Source organism: Pseudoduganella sp. S-14, assembly GCF_049913285.1.
Classification (GTDB): Bacteria; Pseudomonadota; Gammaproteobacteria; order Burkholderiales; family Burkholderiaceae_D; genus Rugamonas.
In genome coordinates this window covers 4,662,819-4,679,591 of the sequence record NZ_CP183991.1, presented here as the reverse complement: position 1 = coordinate 4,679,591, position 16,773 = coordinate 4,662,819, and the positions used below count along the sequence as shown (strand labels likewise).

Below are 16,773 nucleotides of genomic sequence, written 5' to 3'. Positions count from 1 at the left end.
CATGCCAATGCTGGAACTGGGTAGCGAGCAACTGCATTATGAGCTGATCGAGGGCGATCTGCGCAAGCCCTTGCTGGTGTTCCTGCACGAGGGCCTTGGCTGCATCAGGATGTGGAAGGAATTCCCGGAGCGGCTCTGTGCCGTCACGGGATGCGCAGGATTGGTCTACGAGCGCCAGGGCTACGGGCAGTCTTCGCCGCAGCCGGCGCAGCGCAGCATTCATTACCTGCACCAGTTTGCGCTGGTCGAGCTGCCGGCAGTGATGGAGCACCTGGCGCCGGGCCGCGAACATATCGTGGTAGGGCATTCGGATGGCGGCAGCATTGCCTTGATCTATGCGGCGGGACGGCCGCAGGGCCTGCGCGGCGTGCTCACCGCTGCGGCGCACGTGTTTGTCGAAGACATGACGATCGAGGGCATCCAAACAGTGCTGGCCGCCCACAGCGCCGGCAAGATGCGGGCACTGGCGCGCTATCACGGCGGCAAGGCCGAGCAAGTGTTTTCCTCCTGGGCCGATACCTGGCTGGCGCCCTGGTTCAGGCAATGGAATATCGAATACCTGTTGCCGGCGATAGCCTGTCCGTTGCTGGCAATGCAGGGCAGCGAAGACCATTACGGCTCCGGCGCGCAACTCGATGCCATTGAAAGGGGCACGCCTGGCGCCCGCCAGCTGCTCTTGCCCGGCTGCGGCCATAGCCCCCACGTCGAACAGCGGGATGCCACCTTGCAGGCCATGGCGGCGTTCATCAATCCTTTGGCGGGGTAGGAGAAGACTTCTGTGGCTTGGCATGCTTTAGCATTGCCGCCAGCAGGGTGACGTCTTCATCGCTTTCCGGTAGCGCGGTTGCGGCTTGCTGCTGCCTGCGCGGCGCACCTGCCGCCTTGGCGGAACGTGGGTGAGCCGGCTTTACCGTCGGGAGGGATGGCCCGCTGGTCGTCAAGGCGGGCGTGGACAGTTGCGGCGTGACGGCAGGTTCGCCCTGCGGCGCCACAGCGTTGACGATCGTCGCAGCCTGGGGGGACGCGGCATCGCGCTCGGCGTGCCCTGGCGCTGGGGCCTGCGATGGTGCAGGCGGCAACGCTGATACCGGCGGCAGTTCCGGCGTAGGCCCATGGGCTGGGCTGCCACCCTGAAGCCAGGCCCAGCTTGCGGCGGCGATGGCGAGCAGCGCTGCGATGGCCGCCAGACGGGCGCGCTGCGCCGCATTCCACCCGGTCCATTGGCGGGCCGGGACGGGCACGCTGCCGCCATTCGCCAGCCGCGCCAGAATGCGATGGCGATCGTCCCGCTGCGCGGGGCCTGCAAACAAATCCGGCCGCATAAGTCCTCCCAAGCTTGATTTCGCTCGACCCGTCCGATTGCGGGGCGGCATAGGATTCAAGTGTCGCGCGCCATATGCGCTTTCGTATTGATGGATCGCACCATGTTGCCATTTATCGTCGCGGGTATTTTCGTCGCGGCCAGCGCCGTCGGCTGGCTGTTGCTATTTCCACCAAAGCGCCGGCCCAGCCCACGCCAGCGACGTATGCTGTTGAGCGGTGCTGCGACTGCGCTGCTGGCCGCCGCGCCGCCATTGCTGGTGCGCCTGCTGCGTCCACGCCAGATGCTGCCGGCGTTTGACGACAGCAGGCGGCCCGCCGATGCGCAAATTGCGGCCTTGCTGCAAGGCGAACAACTCGTGCCGCCACCCCCGTTGCCGCCGCCGGCTTTCGCCACGGCGGAAGTGGAGTTGCTGCGGCCGATGCTGTCGCAGGCCGATCGCGACTGGCAGCGGCTGGACAAGGATTTCGCGCAGCGCCTGCTGTCGGTGTTCAATGTCATGCGCGATCGGCACGGCTACGAGATGGCACTGCTGGAAGGCTACCGCAGCCCGGAACGCCAGGACCGGCTGGCCGCGGCGGGCGGCCATGTCAGCAACGCGCGCGCCTTCCAGAGCTATCACCAGTTCGGGCTGGCCGCCGATTGTGGCTTTATCCGAGAAGGAAAGCTGGTCATCAGCGAACGCGATCCCTGGGCCTTGCGCGGCTACCGGCTATATGGCGAGGCAGCGGAAGCGATAGGGATGGTGTGGGGAGGCCGCTGGGCCATGATGGACTTTGGCCACACCGAATTGCGCGTACGCGAAACCAGGGCTTGAGGAGGCTCAAGAAGCGGCCCCCGGCTTGGTGGCAACATCGGCCAACCTGCCTCCCTTTTCGGGTCCATCATGCTGCAACAAACCTGGTGCCTGCTCACCGACAGGCGCACCCTGAATGTAGTGGCCTTCGCATTGCTGGCGGGGCTGTTCCTGCTTGGCGCCGAACTCCTGCAACTGGCGCTGGTGTGGGCGCTGGCCGCTACCGCGGCGGTCGCATTGCTGGCGTTGGCCGTGTGGGGCGGCCGCCGCTACTTTGCACACCGGCGTGAAGCCGAACCACCGCCGGCCGCGCAAACGCGCGCCGAGGCCGACCTGGATGCCGTTCGCAGCGCCATGGTGGAAGCCGTCGGCACGATCAGGAATTCGCGCCTTGGCCGCGCAAGCGGAGCACGCGCTTTGTACGAATTGCCCTGGTATATGGTGATCGGCAATCCGGCCGCCGGCAAAAGCAGTGCTATCACCCAGTCCGGCCTGCAGTTTCCGTTCGCCGATCCAAAGGCGCTCCAGGGCGTCGGCGGCACGCGCCAGTGCGACTGGTTCTTTACCGCCGAAGGCATCCTGCTTGATACCGCCGGGCGCTACGCGGTACAGGCCGTCGACCGGGAAGAGTGGCATGGCTTCCTCGGCTTGTTGAAGAAGCACCGGCCTCGGGCGCCCGTCAACGGCATCATCATCGCGGTCAGCATCGCCGAGTTGCGGGGCGACGACACCGAGTCGGTATTGCAGCTTGCGCGCAGCCTGCGCCAGCGCGTGCAGGACCTGATCGAGAAACTCGAAGTGTTCGCGCCAGTGTATGTGATGTTCACCAAGGCCGACCTGGTGGCCGGCTTTGCCGACTTCTTCATGGACGCGGAGGCGGCCGAGCGCGAGCGGCCCTGGGGGGCCACAATGCCTTTCCGGCAGAAGGCCGGCTGCCGCGACATGCTGGCCTTCTTCGAGCAGAGTTTCGACGAGCTATGCGAAGGACTGCGCGAAATGGGGATCGCCACCATGGCCCAGCGCCGCCGCGAGCTGGTGCCCGCCGGCGTGCATACCTTCCCGCTGGAGTTTGCGGCGCTGCGCGCTCCGTTGAAAGCCTTCCTCGCCACGCTGTTTGAAGACAATCCTTTCCAGTTCCGCCCCTTGTTCCGGGGGTACTACTTTACCAGCGCGTTGCAGGAAGGACAGCCGTTGTGCGCGCAGTCGCTGCGGGTTGGGCAGCGCTTCGGACTGACGCGACCCGCCGAGCCGGCACCTCGCATGGGAAGGGGGACGCAAGCCGGATATTTCCTGCCCCGTCTTTTTCGTGAGGTGATCTTCGCCGACAAGGACCTGGTCTCCCAATATGCGACGCGCAGGCGGCAGCTGTTGCGCAACGGCGGCTTTGCCGCGGCGATCCTGCTGCTCGGCGTGGCGCTAGGCGCATGGACCTGGTCGTATTCGGGCAATGCGCAACTGGTCGCCAATGCGGCAGCGGACCTGGACAAGGCAGTCAAGCTGCAGGCGCAACGCCCGGACCTTCAATCGCGCCTGGAAGCGCTGCAGCTCTTGCAAGACCGGATCGGGCAACTGGATATGCTGGACCGCGAATCGCCATGGCTGCTGGGCATGGGCCTTTATCAGGGAGAGGCGCTGGGCCGCAAGCTGCGCAGCGAGTACTTCAAGGGGATGGCTGAAATCCTGCTCAAGCCTGTCGCAGCCAGCCTGGAAACGCAATTGTTCGCCCTTGGCCAGCGCGAGGCGTGCAATGTCGAGGACTCCTATAACGCGCTGAAAACCTACCTGATGCTGGCCGATAAGGAGCATGCTGAAACCAGCCATCTGGGCGACCAGCTCACGCGCCACTGGCGCAGCTGGCTTGAGGCCAACCGCGGCGCCATGCCGCGCGAACAACTATTGCGCAGTGCGGAAGGCTTGTTATCGTTTTACCTTTCGCAGTTGAACGATCCGGCCTGGCCGCGTATCGAACCAAAGCTGGCGCTGGTCGATACGGCACGCGAGCAATTGCGCCACGTGGTGCGCGGCATGACGGCGCGTGAGCGCGTGTATGCCGAGATAAAGGCGCGCGCCTGCACGCGCTATCCAGCGATGACGGTGGCGCGCATTGTCGGGGAGCAGGATCGGGAGCTGGTGCAGGGCAGCCACGCCGTATCGGGCGCGTTCACGCGCGAGGCATGGGAGGGCTACGTCCGCGCCGCGATCCGCGAGGCCGCCAACACCGCGTTGCAATCGCGTGACTGGGTGCTGAAAACGGAGGAGCGCACGGACCTGACGCTGGAAGGCAGTCCGGAGCAAGTGCAAAAGGCGCTGGCCGACAGCTACAAGGCGGAATACGCCAAGGAGTGGCAAGCCTTCCTGCAAGGCGTCGCGATTGCCGCAATGCCCGACTTTTCGCATACGGTCGACGCCATGAACCGCCTGGGCGACCCTGCCATCTCGCCTTTGCTGAAGGTCTGGAGCACCGTGGTGGCGCAGACGGGGTGGGACAGTCCGGGCTTGGCGGCGGCCGGCGCGCAACAGGCGGACCAGGGCCTGGCGCACTGGTTCAGGGCGCGGCTGTTCGAGCGCACGCCAACCGCAGGCGTGGTTGTGGCCTCGTTGCCGCAGGCCGGCGCGCTGGGCCGCGAATTTGCGCCGGTGGCCGGCCTGCTGGCTGTGCGTGACAGGGATGGCTCGCAGATGCGGACCTACCTCGACCATCTTTCGCGGCTGCGCGCACGCCTCAACGGCATCCGTAACCAGGGCGACCCAGGCCCGGGCGCCAGGCAGCTGATGCAGCAAACGCTGGAGGGCTCGGGTTCCGAACTGGCCGACGCGCTGCGCCATGTGGATGAACAGATGATGGCGGGGCTGGGCGAGGCGCAAAGGCAGGCGGTGCGGCCGCTGCTGGTGCGGCCCTTGATGCAGGTCTTTGCGGGGCTGCTCGCTCCGGCGGAGGCCGAGATCAACAAGACCTGGCAGGCGCAGGTCTACGAGCCGTTCAACCGTACGCTCGCGGGAAAATTCCCTTTCGCCCCTGCCGGTAGCGCAGAAGCGAGCCAGGCGGAGATTGGCCAGGTGTTCGGGCCGGATGGCGCAATCGCAAAGTTTGCCGTCAGCGCGCTGGGGGCGCTGGTCGTGCGGCGCGGCGACGTGTTGGCTCCGCGTACCTGGGCCGATATGGGCATCAGCTTTGCGCCGCAGGTCTTGCAGCGCTTTCCGGCCTGGATGGCTCCAGTGGCGGCGGGCGGGGTTGCATCCTCCACGCAGACGGTCTTCCAGATCTTGCCGCATGCCGGCATTGGGTTGGCCGAATATTCGATCGAGATAGACGGCCAGTTGCTGCGCTTTCGCAACGGCGTGCCGCAATGGGCGAACATGGTTTACCCGGGGCCGCAGGGAAGCAGCGGCGTGCGCATCAGCGGCGTCACGCCGGACGGAAATGTCGTCGAGCTTTTTAGCGAGGGCGGGGCCACCGGGCTGCGGCGGATGATCGATTCCGCCGTTCGCACGCGCAAGGAAGAGGGCGTGCATGAACTGCGCTGGAACAGCGGCAGCGTGATGGTCGCGGTGGACTTGCGCATCACCAGCACGCCCGGCAGTGTACAGGGCGACAGCGGATTCCGGGGCATGCGCTTGCCCGAGGTAGTTGCCGGCAAAGGAAGCGCGCCATGAGCGCCCAGTCACAGCGCGTAGCCTATTTCGGCAAGCTGCCTGGATGCGCTGATTTCGTGCGCTCGCCCGGCGACCAGGTATTGGTGGAGTTGATGGACCAGTGGCTGGCAGCTGTCATGCAGCGCCTTGCCGTCAATCCGCGTTGGCGCCAGCATTACGACGCATGCCCTCCGCTGGACTTTGCGTTTATCGGCACGCGCTCGCGCCAGGTTGTCTGCGGACGTTTGCTGGCCAGCCGGGACCAGTCCGAACGCCGTTTTCCTTTCACTTGCATGGCGGTGCACCAGGTCGCAAAGCCGCGCGATTTTCTTCCCTGCTGCCCGCTGGCGCTGGCGCCGGCATGGGAGGGCCTGGCTGTCGCGGCCGGTGCAGCTACGCGGCCTGTCGAGGGCATCTTGCCTGTGGCCCTGCGCGAGCTGGCGCCGGCGCAGGCTTCACTGGATGACTACCTTGCGCATGCCTGCCTGGATAGCCTGGAAGAGTCGCTGGCGGCGCAGCAGGGAAGCATGCCGGTACGGAGCCTGCTGCTGGCATTGGGTCTGCTGTTGTCGCCCCTCAGCGAACACCCTCCGGTCACCGCGCGCAGCCTGGCGCTGCCTTTGCCGCGCAACGCAGTACTGCGTGCGCCGGTTGCCGCCTTCTGGATGTCGGTGGCTGCGCCGTTGCTGGCGCGCCAGGACCTCGAAATTGCGATGTTCCTCGCGCCTGTCGCCGGGCAGCCGTCGCTGGTTCTCGGCCTCGATGGCGCCAACCCGGCCAGCCTGTATTCCGTGATAGATCCGGAGGCGGGGCAGGATGGCATGGTGGTGCTTGGCGACTGCGCGTGGGCCGAAGCCGCAGCCCATGGCGATGCTCCCCTGCAGCGCCTCTCGGCATGCCTGGAACAGGGGCAGCTTGGCCTGCCCGTTGCCATGCAGCTGTTCCATGAAACCTTCTGCTGATAAGGGTGCCTGCCATGCGTAAGTCGGCCCTGGTCCTTTTCCTGGCCTGCGCGCCGGCTTTTGCGCAGCTTGCGCCGGTCATCGTATCGGGTACCGTACCCGACGAAGCGACCAAGGCGGCAATTTTGCAGCGGGCCCGGGCCCTGTATGGCGCTGCGCGGGTGGTCGACCAGCTTGCGGTCGGCAGCGTGGTGGCGCCGACCAATTGGAGCGCGCATATCCAGAAGCTGCTTGCCGAGCCATTGAAACAGGTGACCCAGGGCCAGTTGACGGTGGAAGGCAACCGGGTCGGAATCCGCGGCGATGTCGCGAACGAGGCGCTGCGGCAGCAGGTGGCCAGCGACCTTGCCAACAGCCTCAATCCAACCTATACGATCAGCAACGGCTTGCGCGTCAACGCCCCGGCGCAAAAGATGCTCGATACTGCTCTGGCGCGGCGCATCATCGAATTCGAAAGCGGGCAAGCGGTGCTTCGCCCTTCCGGTATGCTGATCCTCGACGAAATGGCGGCAGTTCTGGGACAGATCGGCGGCCGCAAGGTTGAAGTGATCGGGCACACGGACAATACCGGCACGCGCGAGGGCAACCTGTCGCTAAGCCTGGCCCGCGCCGGCGCGGTGCGAAGCTATCTAGCGGCCAAGGGCATTGCGGCGGCCAGCATCGCGGTTGCGGGCGCAGGCCCCGACCGGCCGGTGGCAGACAACGCCAGCGCAGAAGGGCGTGCGCGCAACCGGCGCATCGAGTTCCGTGTCGTGGACTAGGGCAAGGTCATGGCCAGGCTGGCCGGTCGCGGCGGCTGTCTGACTACGTCCTGGTAGGCCGCCAGCGTGGTACTGGTGGAACTGGCGAGCGAATAGCGCATGGCGCAGAAAGAGGCCAGTGCGGCCAGGGCAAAGACGCCGCCCGCGATCCAGAGCGGCGCATTGCTTTGCAGTTTGTGCGCGATATTGTCCGGCCGCGCGGCACGTGGGGCAAAGCCCTTTTCCTTGCCGCGCAGGTGCGCTATCTCGTCCCCCAGGCGGGCGGTGAGGTAGGAAAGGCGGTCTGCATCGTCCAGGGCATAACGGCCCTTGAAGCCGAGCAGCAGGCACATATGGAATACCTGCAGCGCCTGTAGCCTTTCGCTGCCCCTGAGGCGAAGCTGTTCCAGCCTGTCGAAGAAGTGCTCGCCCGCCAACTGGTCGCCGAACAGCAGCAGCTGCAGGGGCCTGCGCTCCCAGGCATCGCGCAAGGGAAAAGCGGACGCCAGAATGGTCTCGTCCAGCGCGGCGCAGAATGCATACTTCGCGCTGTCGATGTCCTCGGCTGCAATGTGCAGTTCGCGTGCATGGCTGCCAAGTTCGTCGAGGAAGCTGCGGATGGCGGCCGCGAACTCCGCTTCGCTGGGAGGCGCGCTGCCGTGGCGCAGCAAGGACAGCATGTGGAAACCCTCGTGCATCAGGTCCACCAGGGCCGGGACGCGTTGTTGCGGTGGCGCTGCGCGCCGCTCGATGAAATGGGTCATGCCGTCACCACGAGCAGTTCAAGCCGCAGTTCCTTGATCCCTGCAGGCACGTAGATGGAAATTGATTGCGCCTTGAGCATCTGCTCATACAGCACGCCGCGGTTTTCCAGCGCAAAGTAGCAGGTGTCTGGACGCACCGGAATGGCGGAAGGCACCTGTGGCGCATGCGCCAGTTTCACGCCGGGCATGGCGGAGAGCACGCATTGCTCCACGTCGTCCGGCGCACCAGCCTTGACGCGCAGCGGCACTGCCTCGACCAGCTCAAGCACCGGTATCGCCGCGGCAATGGCGAGATAGAGGGTGGCGCCAGCACCGATCTTGCCAGAATCGAGTTTGCCGGTGTGGTAGCCCGGTTTCTCCTCGCGCAGGGCGATGGCGAAGTAGCGCGCCGATATCACCGTGTCGAGAAGCTCACGGATCAGGGCATCGAGTTGCAGAAAAGGCGTGCCGGGGGCGGCATGGTCGTAGGAGGGCAGGTTGCCAAGGTGGACCAGGCGCGAGTACGTCATCAGGCCGCCGGCAAGGCCAAGCATGGCCTGGTACAGGCGTTCCGGATGGAGCGACGGGTGGCGCAGCAGGTGCAGCAAGGTTGCCGCTGACGTGGAGACCGTGTGCAGCAGCCAGAATGAGGATACGTCGCCGCTGCGGAACTCGATCACATTGCGGCTCGGCTCCCGCATGTGGCCCTGCAAGGCGTTGACCTTGGCCTGCAGCGCGTCCATTAGCTGGTCGAGCAGGAGCTTGAGGCGCGGCGTCGCGTTGATTGACAGCGAGGGCGGCATGAAGGATGGATCGATCTCGAAGCAGCCGGACACGACGCGGCGCAGCCGCAGCAAGGGAAAACTGTCATAGGCGCCGCGGGGTTCGAGGTCCGACACCAGGCGCACCTGTTTGCGCAGGTAGGTCAGCCCGGCCGGCAAGGCATCGCTGAAGAGGTCCGGCGTCTCGCGCTCGGACTGCTGGAAGCGGTCGGCATCCTGCGACGGCAGGGCGGCGTGATAGCAGACTTCCTGCACCTCGGCCGGCAGGCTGGCAAGGTCGACGGCTGGCGGCAGCGGGTCGCTGGCGGGAGCGTCGAATATCCCGCCTTCGGGGAAGATCGCACGCAAGGCCAGCACGCGCAGCTTGCCGTTCACCAGGGCCGCTGTGTCCCACTCTACCGTTTGCACGCCCCACAGCATCGGCTGCGCGGCCAGAACGGTCGCGTGCAGGCGCGCTTCGTGATAGCGGTCCTGCTGCTGGAAGTGTTGCGGGCGCAGGAACAAGCCTTCGCTCCAGAGGATCTTTGCAGGTAGTGTCATGCCGGCCTCCTTGGTTGAGGTATCCATTAAAACTGGCGCCGTGCAGCCAGCGTTTGCGCGGGCGCAAACTGCAGCGCGGCGATGTCGGCGGCCTTTGAGACAACGCAATGGCTGAAATGCGCATCGATTCAATAATGGCCTTCACTTTGCGGAAGGAGAGAACGATGCGCGGATCATTGATCGCAGTATTGATTGGCGCGGCTACGCTGGCCGGATGCGCCGCTGACGCACCGCTGCAGGGCGCGGACCGGGCCGGCCACCAGACACTGGAGAAAATGCTGGCGGATGCCGACCGCGCTGCTGCGGCGGGCCTGCATGTGAAATCGCACGCGGCGCTGAAGGCAGCCGCCGCAAGCTACCCTGCCGAGAAGGCGCCCTGGCTGCAAATGGCGCAGATGCGATTTGACCGCGGCAATTACAGTGACGCCATCGTGCAAGCGCAGGAAGCGCTGCAGCGCGATCCGGCCGACAAACAAGCCCTCAGCATCATCGCCGTCGCCGGCCTGCGCCTGTCGACCCGTTCGCTGGCGGAACTGAATCAGCAAAGCAGCCTTGGCGGGTCGGTGCGCAGCGAAGCGCAGGAGCTGGCGCGTACGCTGCGCAATACGCTCGGCGAAGACGTCCTGGTGCCAGTGGCCGGAAGTTCGCGCCAGCCGAAAAGGACGGCGCCCCCGATCAAGCTGCCGGCTTCGCGTTCGGCACCCAATCCTTCCACCACCGCCGATCCATTCGGCGCACTCAAATAAGGAGCAGGCAATGGCAAATCGTGACAGCGTGCAGAAGCGCCTGGCCAAGGTCCGCCCGCCGCGCGTGCAGATGACCTATGACGTTGAGGTTGGCGGTGACATGGAGAGCAAGGAATTGCCCTTCGTGGTCGGCGTCATGGGCGACTTTGGCGGCAACCCGGAGGTTCCGCTGAAGCGGCTGAAGGAGCGCAACTTCGTCAACATCGACAGCGACAACTTCGACGAGGTGCTGGCCGGCGTGAACCCGGTGCTGAACTTCCAGGTGCAGAACCGCCTGGGCGGGCTAGGCGAGTTCCCGGTAGAGCTGCGCTTCGGATCGATGCAGGACTTTCGCCCGGAAGCCATCGTGCGCCAGGTCGAACCGCTCGGCAAGTTGCTGGAAGCGCGCAGCAAGCTGGCAGACCTGCGCAACAAGCTGGCCGGCAACGACAGGCTGGAGGACTTGCTGACGGACGTGCTGCAAAACACTGAAAACCTGGCGGCCATCGCGCCCAAGGAGGACTGAATGAGCGCGCAAATGAAGGCTGCAGCGGCGAGTACGATCGAAGATGGCGACCTGCTCGACCGCATCGTCGAGGAAAGCAGGGTAGCCAAATCCAGCAGCGAGCACGAACGCGCCCGCGATATCATCGGCGAACTGGCGCGGCAGGTGGTCCAGGGCAGCGTGCAGCTTTCGCATAACCTGTCGGCTACCATCGATGCGCGCGTGGCTGAGCTGGACCGCGTGATCTCGGAGCAGCTAAGCGCCATCATGCATACGCCTGAATTCCAGAAGCTCGAACAAAGCTGGACCGGCCTGCATTACCTGGTACGCAGCACTGCGACCGGGCCTACGCTGAAAATCCGTCTGCTGAACGCCACCAAGCGCGAACTGGTGCGTGACTTCCAGAGCGCGCTCGATTTCGACCAGAGCACCATCTTCAAGAAAGTCTACGAGGAGGAATTTGGCACCTTCGGTGGTTCACCTTATGCGGCGCTGCTGGGAGACTTCGAGATCTCGCGCCAGCCCGAGGATATCTACTTCATCGAACAGATGTCGCACCTGGCTGCCGCGGCGCACGCGCCATTCATCAGCGCTGCTTCGCCCGAGCTGTTCGGACTGGAGAGCTACGGCGACCTTGGCAAGCCGCGTGACCTGGCCAAGGTATTCGACACCGTGGAATACGCCAAGTGGAAAGCCTTCCGCGAATCCGAAGATGCGCGCTACGTCGGCCTGACGCTGCCGCGCTTCCTTGGCCGCTTGCCTTTCAATCCGGTCGACGGCACCACGGTGGAAGGCTTCAACTTCGTGGAAGACGTGGATGGCCGCGATCACCACAAATACCTGTGGTGCAATGCCGCCTACGCCTTTGGCGCCCGGCTGACCAAGGCCCACGAGGAGTTCGGCTGGTGCGCCGCCATTCGCGGCGTGGAGGGGGGCGGCCTGGTTGACGACCTGCCGACCCACACCTTCAAGACCGACGAAGGCGAGGTGGCGCTGAAATGCCCGACCGAAGTGGCCATCACCGACCGGCGCGAAAAGGAACTGAGCGACCTCGGTTTCATCTCCCTGGTCCACTGCAAGAACACCGCTTACGCCGCCTTCTTCGGCGCGCAATCGGCCCAGAAGGCCATGCGCTACAGTTCCGACGCGGCCAACGCCAATGCCGTGCTGTCCTCGCAACTGCAATACATTTTCGCCGTGTCGCGCATTGCGCACTACATGAAAGCCATGATGCGCGACAAGATCGGCAGCTTTGCAGCTGCCTCCAATGTAGAAGACTTCCTGAACCGCTGGTTGATGAAGTACGTGCTGCTGGACGATAACGCCAGCCAGGAACAGAAGGCGCAGTTCCCTCTGCGTGAAGCTTCGGTCCAGGTCAGCGAGGTGCCCGGACGGCCAGGCGTGTTCCGCGCCGTCAGCTTCCTGCGGCCCCATTTCCAGCTCGACGAGCTGACCGTTTCCCTCCGCCTCGTGGCGGAACTGCCGCAAACCACCAACTACTGAAAAGGAGCATTGCAATGGCAATTGACGTGTACCTGCATATCGATGGCATCAAGGGGGAGTCGACTGATGACCGTCACAAGGACTGGATCGAATGCAAATCGGTCAGTTGGTCGGTGGAGCAACCGCGTTCGGCCACTTCTTCCACCGGCGGCGGCCATACGGCCGAACGCTGCGAGCATCGCGACGTAGTGATCACCAAGCTGGCCGACCTGGCCTCGCCGATCCTGCTGCAAACCTGCTCGGCCGGCCGCACCATTCCCAAGGCCAAGCTGGAATTCATGCGCGCCGATGCGCAGGGCGAGCGGGTCAAGTACTTTGAAATCGAACTCGATAACGTGCTCATTGGCGCCGTATCCCCATCGGTCAGCGAGGGCGACATCATGACCGAGGAGGTGGGATTCAAATTTTCGAAAGTGCGCTGGAAATACACGCAGCAGCGCGTTTCGGGCGGCATGGGCGGCAATACTTCCGGCGGCTGGGACCTGGCGACCAACCGCATTGCATGATGTTGGAGGGAGTTGCGGCTGCGGTGCGCAAGTGCTGCAGCCGCTTTTTTTCGGAGGTGCGGCATGGACGGTTACCGGCCAGGCTTGCTGGACCGTTTGCTGGGGAACCATCCTGGCGGGCGTTTCCTGTCGCAGGAGCAGTTGAAGGAGAGCGTAGCGCGCGACCTGGAGGCGCTGCTCAACACGCGCAGCGCGCTATCGCAGCAAATGTTGCAGTCCTATCCGGAATGTGCGCGCTCGATCCTGAACTTCGGACTGGCCGATTTCGCCGGCTTGTCGAACAGCAGCAGCGAGGACAGGCAGCGCATCTGCGGCAGCATCCGCCAGGCAGTCGAACGCCACGAGCAGCGGCTGTGCAATGTGCAGGTTACGCTGGCCGAGCGCAGCGGCACCGTCAATCGCATCGACATCGTCATTTCCGGCATGTTGCGGGTGCATGGCGCCGACGAAGCCGTGAGCTTCAGCGCGGCCTTGCAACCGTCATCGCTGCATTATTCCATCAAGCGCGGAGCCATTGCATGAGCATTCAACTGAAAACCCTGATTGGAAAGCTGAACGACGCCTGCCGTACTGCCGCAACGCGCGCTGCCAATATTGCTATCGGCATGGGACACGGCGAAGTCGATGTCGAGCACCTCTTGCTTGCGCTGCTGGAGCAGCCGGAATGCGACCTGCAGTCCATTGCGCGCCGCAGCGACGTCAGCGCCACCGCGCTGGAAGCCGATTTGCGGCGCGAACTGGCCTGCGTCCGCATCGCCGCGACGCGCGTTCCGGTTTTCGCGCGGCGCCTGCAGATAATGCTGGAGCATGCCTGGCTGATTGCCTCGCTGGCGTTGCCGCAGCCGGACCAGGTGCGCAGTTGCCACCTGCTGCTCGCTCTTCTGACCGAGTCGGAACTGTCGCAGCAGGCGGCGCGGATCTCAGGCCTGTTCGCCCGCTTTCCGATCGATGGCCTGAAGCACCGCATGGAAAAGTACGTTGCCGTTTCGGCAGAGGCGGCAGTGCCGGCCGCAACGCATGATGCTGGCGCGCAGCAGGCCGCGCCTCCCTCGTCGCCGGCGCTGTCACAGTACACGGTCAACCTGTGCCAGCTGGCGCGCGACGGCAAGCTCGACCCTGTCGTCGGCCGCGCGGCGGAGGTAAGGCAACTGATGGATATCCTGCTGCGCCGGCGCCAGAACAACCCGATCCTGACCGGCGAAGCCGGCGTTGGGAAGACGGCCGTGGTGGAAGGACTGGCTTTGCGCATCGCAGCCGGCGAGGTGCCGCCGCCGTTGCGCAACGTGGCCCTGCACGCATTGGACCTGGCGCTGCTGCAGGCCGGCGCCAGCGTGCGCGGAGAGTTCGAAGCCCGCTTGAAAAATGTGATCGAGGAAGTGCGCCGCAGCCCGCACCCCATCGTTCTGTTCATCGACGAGGCGCACACCTTGATTGGCGCCGGCGGCAGCGCCGGGCAGGGCGATGCAGCCAACCTGCTGAAGCCGGTCCTGGCACGCGGCGAGATGCGCACAATTGCCGCTACGACTTGGAGCGAGTACAAACGCTATGTCGAGAAGGACGCGGCCCTGGCGCGCCGCTTCCAGGTGGTCAAGGTCGAGGAGCCGGACGAAGAAACGGCCGCTGGCATGCTGCGGGCCATGGTGCCGCTGATGGAGCGGCATTTCGGCGTGCGCGTGCGCGACGACGCCGTGACGGCGGCAGTGCGCCTTGCACATCGCTACATCAACAGCCGCCAGCTGCCGGACAAGGCGGTCGGCGTGCTCGATACTGCTTGCGCCCGCGTGGCGCTGGGCCAGTGCGCATCGCCTGCCTTGCTGGAAGATGCAGCTTGCCAGATTGAACGGCTGTCGGTACGCATCGCGGCGCTGGAACGCGATGCGGCAACTGCCGCCGATGCCGGGCCATCGGCACTTTCGGCATTGCGCGACGAGCGGGGCAGCCTCCAGGCCTGGCACGCGGAACTGGCCGCCCGGCATGAGCATGAGCGCGAACTATGCGCCCGCGTGATGGCGCTGCGCCAGGAGGGCGATGCCGCCGCTGCGGCGAGCGCGCAACAGGAGCTGAACGCAATCCAGCGCGAGTCGCCCCTGGTTCCGCTGGAGGTTGACCGCCACGTCGTGGCCGGTGTGGTCGCTGCATGGACCGGAATCCCGGTAGGCCGCATGCTGCGCGACGAAATCCGCACCGTGCAGCAGCTCAAGCCTGCGCTGGAGTCGCGCGTGCTGGGGCAGCCGCACGCCGTCGAGACCATCGTGCAGCGCATGCGCACTGCGCGTGCCGGGCTCGATGATCCGCGCAAGCCCAAGGGCGTTTTCCTCCTGACGGGCCCCTCCGGAGTAGGCAAGACGGAAACCGCGCTGGCATTGGCCGATCTCCTGTACGGCGGAGAGCGCAAGCTGGTGACCATCAATATGAGCGAATACCAGGAGGCGCACAGTGTGGCAGGCCTGAAAGGCTCGCCGCCCGGTTACATCGGTTATGGCGAGGGCGGTGTGCTGACCGAGGCGGTGCGGCGCAATCCCTACTGCGTGGTGCTGCTCGACGAGGCCGACAAGGCACATCCGGACGTGCTGGAACTCTTCTACCAAGTGTTCGACCGGGGCATGCTGGAAGACTCGGAAGGGCAGATGGTCGACTTCAGCAACACGGTCATCGTCCTGACTTCCAACCTCGGATCGGGCGCCATCATGCAGGCCTGCCTGAACCGGGGCGAGGCGCCGCTGCCGATGCCTGAGGAACTCGACGCGCTGCTGCGGCCGCAGCTGGTGCGGCATTTCAAGCCGGCCTTTCTCGGGCGTCTGCAAGTCGTGCCCTACTACCCGATTTCGGATGAAGCCCTGGCCCAGGTCATTGCGCTGAAGCTGGGGCGGATCGGCCAGCGCATCGGCGAAAACCACCACGCCGAATTCTGCTGGGACGATGCGCTGGTGCAGGCAGTGCTGGCGCGCTGCACCGAGACCGATTCCGGCGCCCGCAATATCGACAGCATCCTGCACGGCAGCTTGCTGCCGGGCGTGGCCGATATGCTGCTGGCGCGCATGGCGGAAGGCATGCCGGTGACGAGGGTGAAGGCGGGCGTAACGCGCCACGGCCAGTTCAGGATTAGCGCCAAATAGGAGGCAGTATGTTCACGAATGAGGATTTGCTGGTGCCGCTCAGCGTCGCCCAGCCTTGCGGCGAGGATGTCTCGTTTGATGCCTGCATGGACGCCATAGCTGCGGCAAGGCGGCAGGACGATCCCACGCTGGAGCAGGGCGAATGGGCAACGCCGCTGCATAGCGCGGACTGGCCGCTGGTGGCCAGCCGCTGCGCCGAGTTGCTGCGCTCACGCAGCAAGGACTTGCGGCTGGCGGCGTGGCTGGCGGAGGCTCGCGCACACACCCACGGCATGCGCGGCCTGGGCGACGGCTTCCTGCTGCTGGCCGGCTTGTGCGAACGCTTCTGGGAGCATGTGCATCCCTTGCCGGAAAACGGCGAGTATGCGCTGCGCAGCGGCAACCTGGCGTGGCTGCTGGGACGCACGCCGGCGCTGGTGAAAGACTTCCCGCCACCCGGCGATGCGGATGCTTGCCTGCTGGATGCGCGCCATTGCCTGGCTGCCTTGCAGCAGCTGCAGGAAGCGGTCGATGCCCACCTTGGCGCGGAAGGCCCGGCGTTCGGGCCGGCGCGCGATGCCGTGCAAGGGGCAGTCGACGATGCCGGGCGCAGGCTGTCCTCGGCCGACAGCGCGGCAGGCAGTGGCGTGGCCAGCGGGACCATGGTCGTCGCCAGCGCGGGCGTGCAATGCCTTCCGGCGATGCCGCAAACCCGCGAGCACGCACTGGCGCAATTGCGCCTGGTGGCTGAATTCTTCCGTCGCACCGAGCCGCACAGCCCCGTCGCCTACCTGGCGGAGAAGGCCGCCAGCTGGGGCAGCCTGCCGCTGCACGAGTGGCTGCGCGCCGTGGTCAAGGACCCGGCGCAAATCGCGCAGCTGGACGAACTGCTGGGCGCCGCGCCGCCGGCCTAGTGTATGAT

At 65.4% G+C, this 16,773-nt stretch carries 15 protein-coding genes; 12 read left to right on the top strand and 3 right to left on the bottom strand.

The genetic code is table 11. The annotated features are described in order from the left end of the window. Nucleotide 1 precedes the first annotated feature (1 nt). Nucleotides 2-766 carry an alpha/beta fold hydrolase gene (locus ACN9MZ_RS21465; protein WP_426338935.1) on the top strand — a complete coding sequence of 255 codons (765 nt, stop codon included), beginning with the start codon at nt 2-4 and terminating at the stop codon, nt 764-766. On the opposite strand, the gene ACN9MZ_RS21460 is transcribed toward ACN9MZ_RS21465, so the two are convergent. Continuing rightward, on the bottom strand, nt 747-1,322 hold the full coding sequence (locus ACN9MZ_RS21460) for a hypothetical protein (protein ID WP_426338934.1): 576 nt from the start codon (nt 1,320-1,322) through the stop codon (nt 747-749). The genes ACN9MZ_RS21465 and ACN9MZ_RS21460 overlap by 20 nt on opposite strands. 102 nt (nt 1,323-1,424) lie before the next feature. On the opposite strand from ACN9MZ_RS21460, the gene ACN9MZ_RS21455 reads away from it, so the two are divergent. The 4 genes from ACN9MZ_RS21455 (at nt 1,425) to ACN9MZ_RS21440 (ending at nt 7,473) form a co-directional block, all read left to right on the top strand. Continuing rightward, the gene (locus tag ACN9MZ_RS21455) at nt 1,425-2,138 is read left to right on the top strand and encodes a M15 family metallopeptidase (protein ID WP_426338933.1); all 714 of its coding nucleotides are present in this window, start codon (nt 1,425-1,427) and stop codon (nt 2,136-2,138) included. A 69-nt stretch (nt 2,139-2,207) separates the two neighbouring features. Next, entirely contained in the window at nt 2,208-5,771 is a 3,564-nt protein-coding gene (tssM, locus tag ACN9MZ_RS21450) for a type VI secretion system membrane subunit TssM (RefSeq protein WP_426338932.1), read from the top strand. Next, on the top strand, nt 5,768-6,712 hold the full coding sequence (gene tagF, locus ACN9MZ_RS21445; protein WP_426338931.1) for a type VI secretion system-associated protein TagF: 945 nt from the start codon (nt 5,768-5,770) through the stop codon (nt 6,710-6,712). The genes tssM and tagF overlap by 4 nt, the downstream gene beginning before the upstream one ends. A 14-nt stretch (nt 6,713-6,726) precedes the next feature. Then, nucleotides 6,727-7,473 carry an OmpA family protein gene (locus tag ACN9MZ_RS21440; RefSeq protein WP_426338930.1) on the top strand — a complete coding sequence of 249 codons (747 nt, stop codon included), beginning with the start codon at nt 6,727-6,729 and terminating at the stop codon, nt 7,471-7,473. On the opposite strand, the gene icmH is transcribed toward ACN9MZ_RS21440, so the two are convergent. Both icmH and tssK read right to left on the bottom strand, forming a co-directional pair. Next, entirely contained in the window at nt 7,470-8,216 is a 747-nt protein-coding gene (icmH, locus tag ACN9MZ_RS21435) for a type IVB secretion system protein IcmH/DotU (RefSeq protein WP_426338929.1), read from the bottom strand. The two genes, ACN9MZ_RS21440 and icmH, sit on opposite strands and share 4 nt — an antisense overlap. Next, on the bottom strand, nt 8,213-9,517 hold the full coding sequence (gene tssK, locus ACN9MZ_RS21430; RefSeq protein ID WP_426338928.1) for a type VI secretion system baseplate subunit TssK: 1,305 nt from the start codon (nt 9,515-9,517) through the stop codon (nt 8,213-8,215). The genes icmH and tssK overlap by 4 nt, the downstream gene beginning before the upstream one ends. A 164-nt stretch (nt 9,518-9,681) precedes the next feature. Between tssK and ACN9MZ_RS21425 the strand changes: the two genes are divergently transcribed. The 7 genes from ACN9MZ_RS21425 to tssA all read left to right on the top strand — a co-directional run bounded on the left by ACN9MZ_RS21425 (nt 9,682) and on the right by tssA (nt 16,765). After that, nucleotides 9,682-10,263 (top strand): tetratricopeptide repeat protein, encoded by a 582-nt coding sequence (locus ACN9MZ_RS21425; RefSeq protein WP_426338927.1) that lies wholly within the window; start codon nt 9,682-9,684, stop codon nt 10,261-10,263. Between the two features lie 10 nt (nt 10,264-10,273). Next, nucleotides 10,274-10,768, top strand: a complete 495-nt coding sequence (gene tssB, locus ACN9MZ_RS21420; protein ID WP_426338926.1) for a type VI secretion system contractile sheath small subunit — start codon at nt 10,274-10,276, stop codon at nt 10,766-10,768. Beyond that, nucleotides 10,769-12,250 carry a type VI secretion system contractile sheath large subunit gene (gene tssC / locus ACN9MZ_RS21415; RefSeq protein WP_426338925.1) on the top strand — a complete coding sequence of 494 codons (1,482 nt, stop codon included), beginning with the start codon at nt 10,769-10,771 and terminating at the stop codon, nt 12,248-12,250. It begins immediately after the preceding gene. Between the two features lie 14 nt (nt 12,251-12,264). Further along, nucleotides 12,265-12,756, top strand: coding sequence for an Hcp family type VI secretion system effector (locus ACN9MZ_RS21410; RefSeq protein WP_426162981.1), 492 nt, complete (start codon nt 12,265-12,267; stop codon nt 12,754-12,756). 63 nt (nt 12,757-12,819) lie between these two features. Further along, a complete protein-coding gene (tssE, locus tag ACN9MZ_RS21405; protein WP_426338924.1) occupies nt 12,820-13,278 on the top strand; it encodes a type VI secretion system baseplate subunit TssE in 459 nt (152 codons plus the stop codon). Next, nucleotides 13,275-15,872, top strand: coding sequence for a type VI secretion system ATPase TssH (gene tssH / locus ACN9MZ_RS21400; protein ID WP_426338923.1), 2,598 nt, complete (start codon nt 13,275-13,277; stop codon nt 15,870-15,872). The genes tssE and tssH overlap by 4 nt, the downstream gene beginning before the upstream one ends. An 8-nt stretch (nt 15,873-15,880) precedes the next feature. Beyond that, complete coding sequence (gene tssA, locus ACN9MZ_RS21395) at nt 15,881-16,765, top strand: type VI secretion system protein TssA (protein WP_426338922.1); 885 nt, start codon at nt 15,881-15,883, stop codon at nt 16,763-16,765. Nucleotides 16,766-16,773: the final 8 nt, after the last annotated feature.

Coding starts and splice junctions, on each gene's coding strand:
- ACN9MZ_RS21465 (WP_426338935.1), top strand. CDS start 2: ATGCCAATGCTGGAACTGGGTAGCGAGCAACTGCATTATGAGCTGATC.
- ACN9MZ_RS21460 (WP_426338934.1), bottom strand. CDS start 1,322: ATGCGGCCGGATTTGTTTGCAGGCCCCGCGCAGCGGGACGATCGCCAT.
- ACN9MZ_RS21455 (WP_426338933.1), top strand. CDS start 1,425: ATGTTGCCATTTATCGTCGCGGGTATTTTCGTCGCGGCCAGCGCCGTC.
- tssM (WP_426338932.1), top strand. CDS start 2,208: ATGCTGCAACAAACCTGGTGCCTGCTCACCGACAGGCGCACCCTGAAT.
- tagF (WP_426338931.1), top strand. CDS start 5,768: ATGAGCGCCCAGTCACAGCGCGTAGCCTATTTCGGCAAGCTGCCTGGA.
- ACN9MZ_RS21440 (WP_426338930.1), top strand. CDS start 6,727: ATGCGTAAGTCGGCCCTGGTCCTTTTCCTGGCCTGCGCGCCGGCTTTT.
- icmH (WP_426338929.1), bottom strand. CDS start 8,216: ATGACCCATTTCATCGAGCGGCGCGCAGCGCCACCGCAACAACGCGTC.
- tssK (WP_426338928.1), bottom strand. CDS start 9,517: ATGACACTACCTGCAAAGATCCTCTGGAGCGAAGGCTTGTTCCTGCGC.
- ACN9MZ_RS21425 (WP_426338927.1), top strand. CDS start 9,682: ATGCGCGGATCATTGATCGCAGTATTGATTGGCGCGGCTACGCTGGCC.
- tssB (WP_426338926.1), top strand. CDS start 10,274: ATGGCAAATCGTGACAGCGTGCAGAAGCGCCTGGCCAAGGTCCGCCCG.
- tssC (WP_426338925.1), top strand. CDS start 10,769: ATGAGCGCGCAAATGAAGGCTGCAGCGGCGAGTACGATCGAAGATGGC.
- ACN9MZ_RS21410 (WP_426162981.1), top strand. CDS start 12,265: ATGGCAATTGACGTGTACCTGCATATCGATGGCATCAAGGGGGAGTCG.
- tssE (WP_426338924.1), top strand. CDS start 12,820: ATGGACGGTTACCGGCCAGGCTTGCTGGACCGTTTGCTGGGGAACCAT.
- tssH (WP_426338923.1), top strand. CDS start 13,275: ATGAGCATTCAACTGAAAACCCTGATTGGAAAGCTGAACGACGCCTGC.
- tssA (WP_426338922.1), top strand. CDS start 15,881: ATGTTCACGAATGAGGATTTGCTGGTGCCGCTCAGCGTCGCCCAGCCT.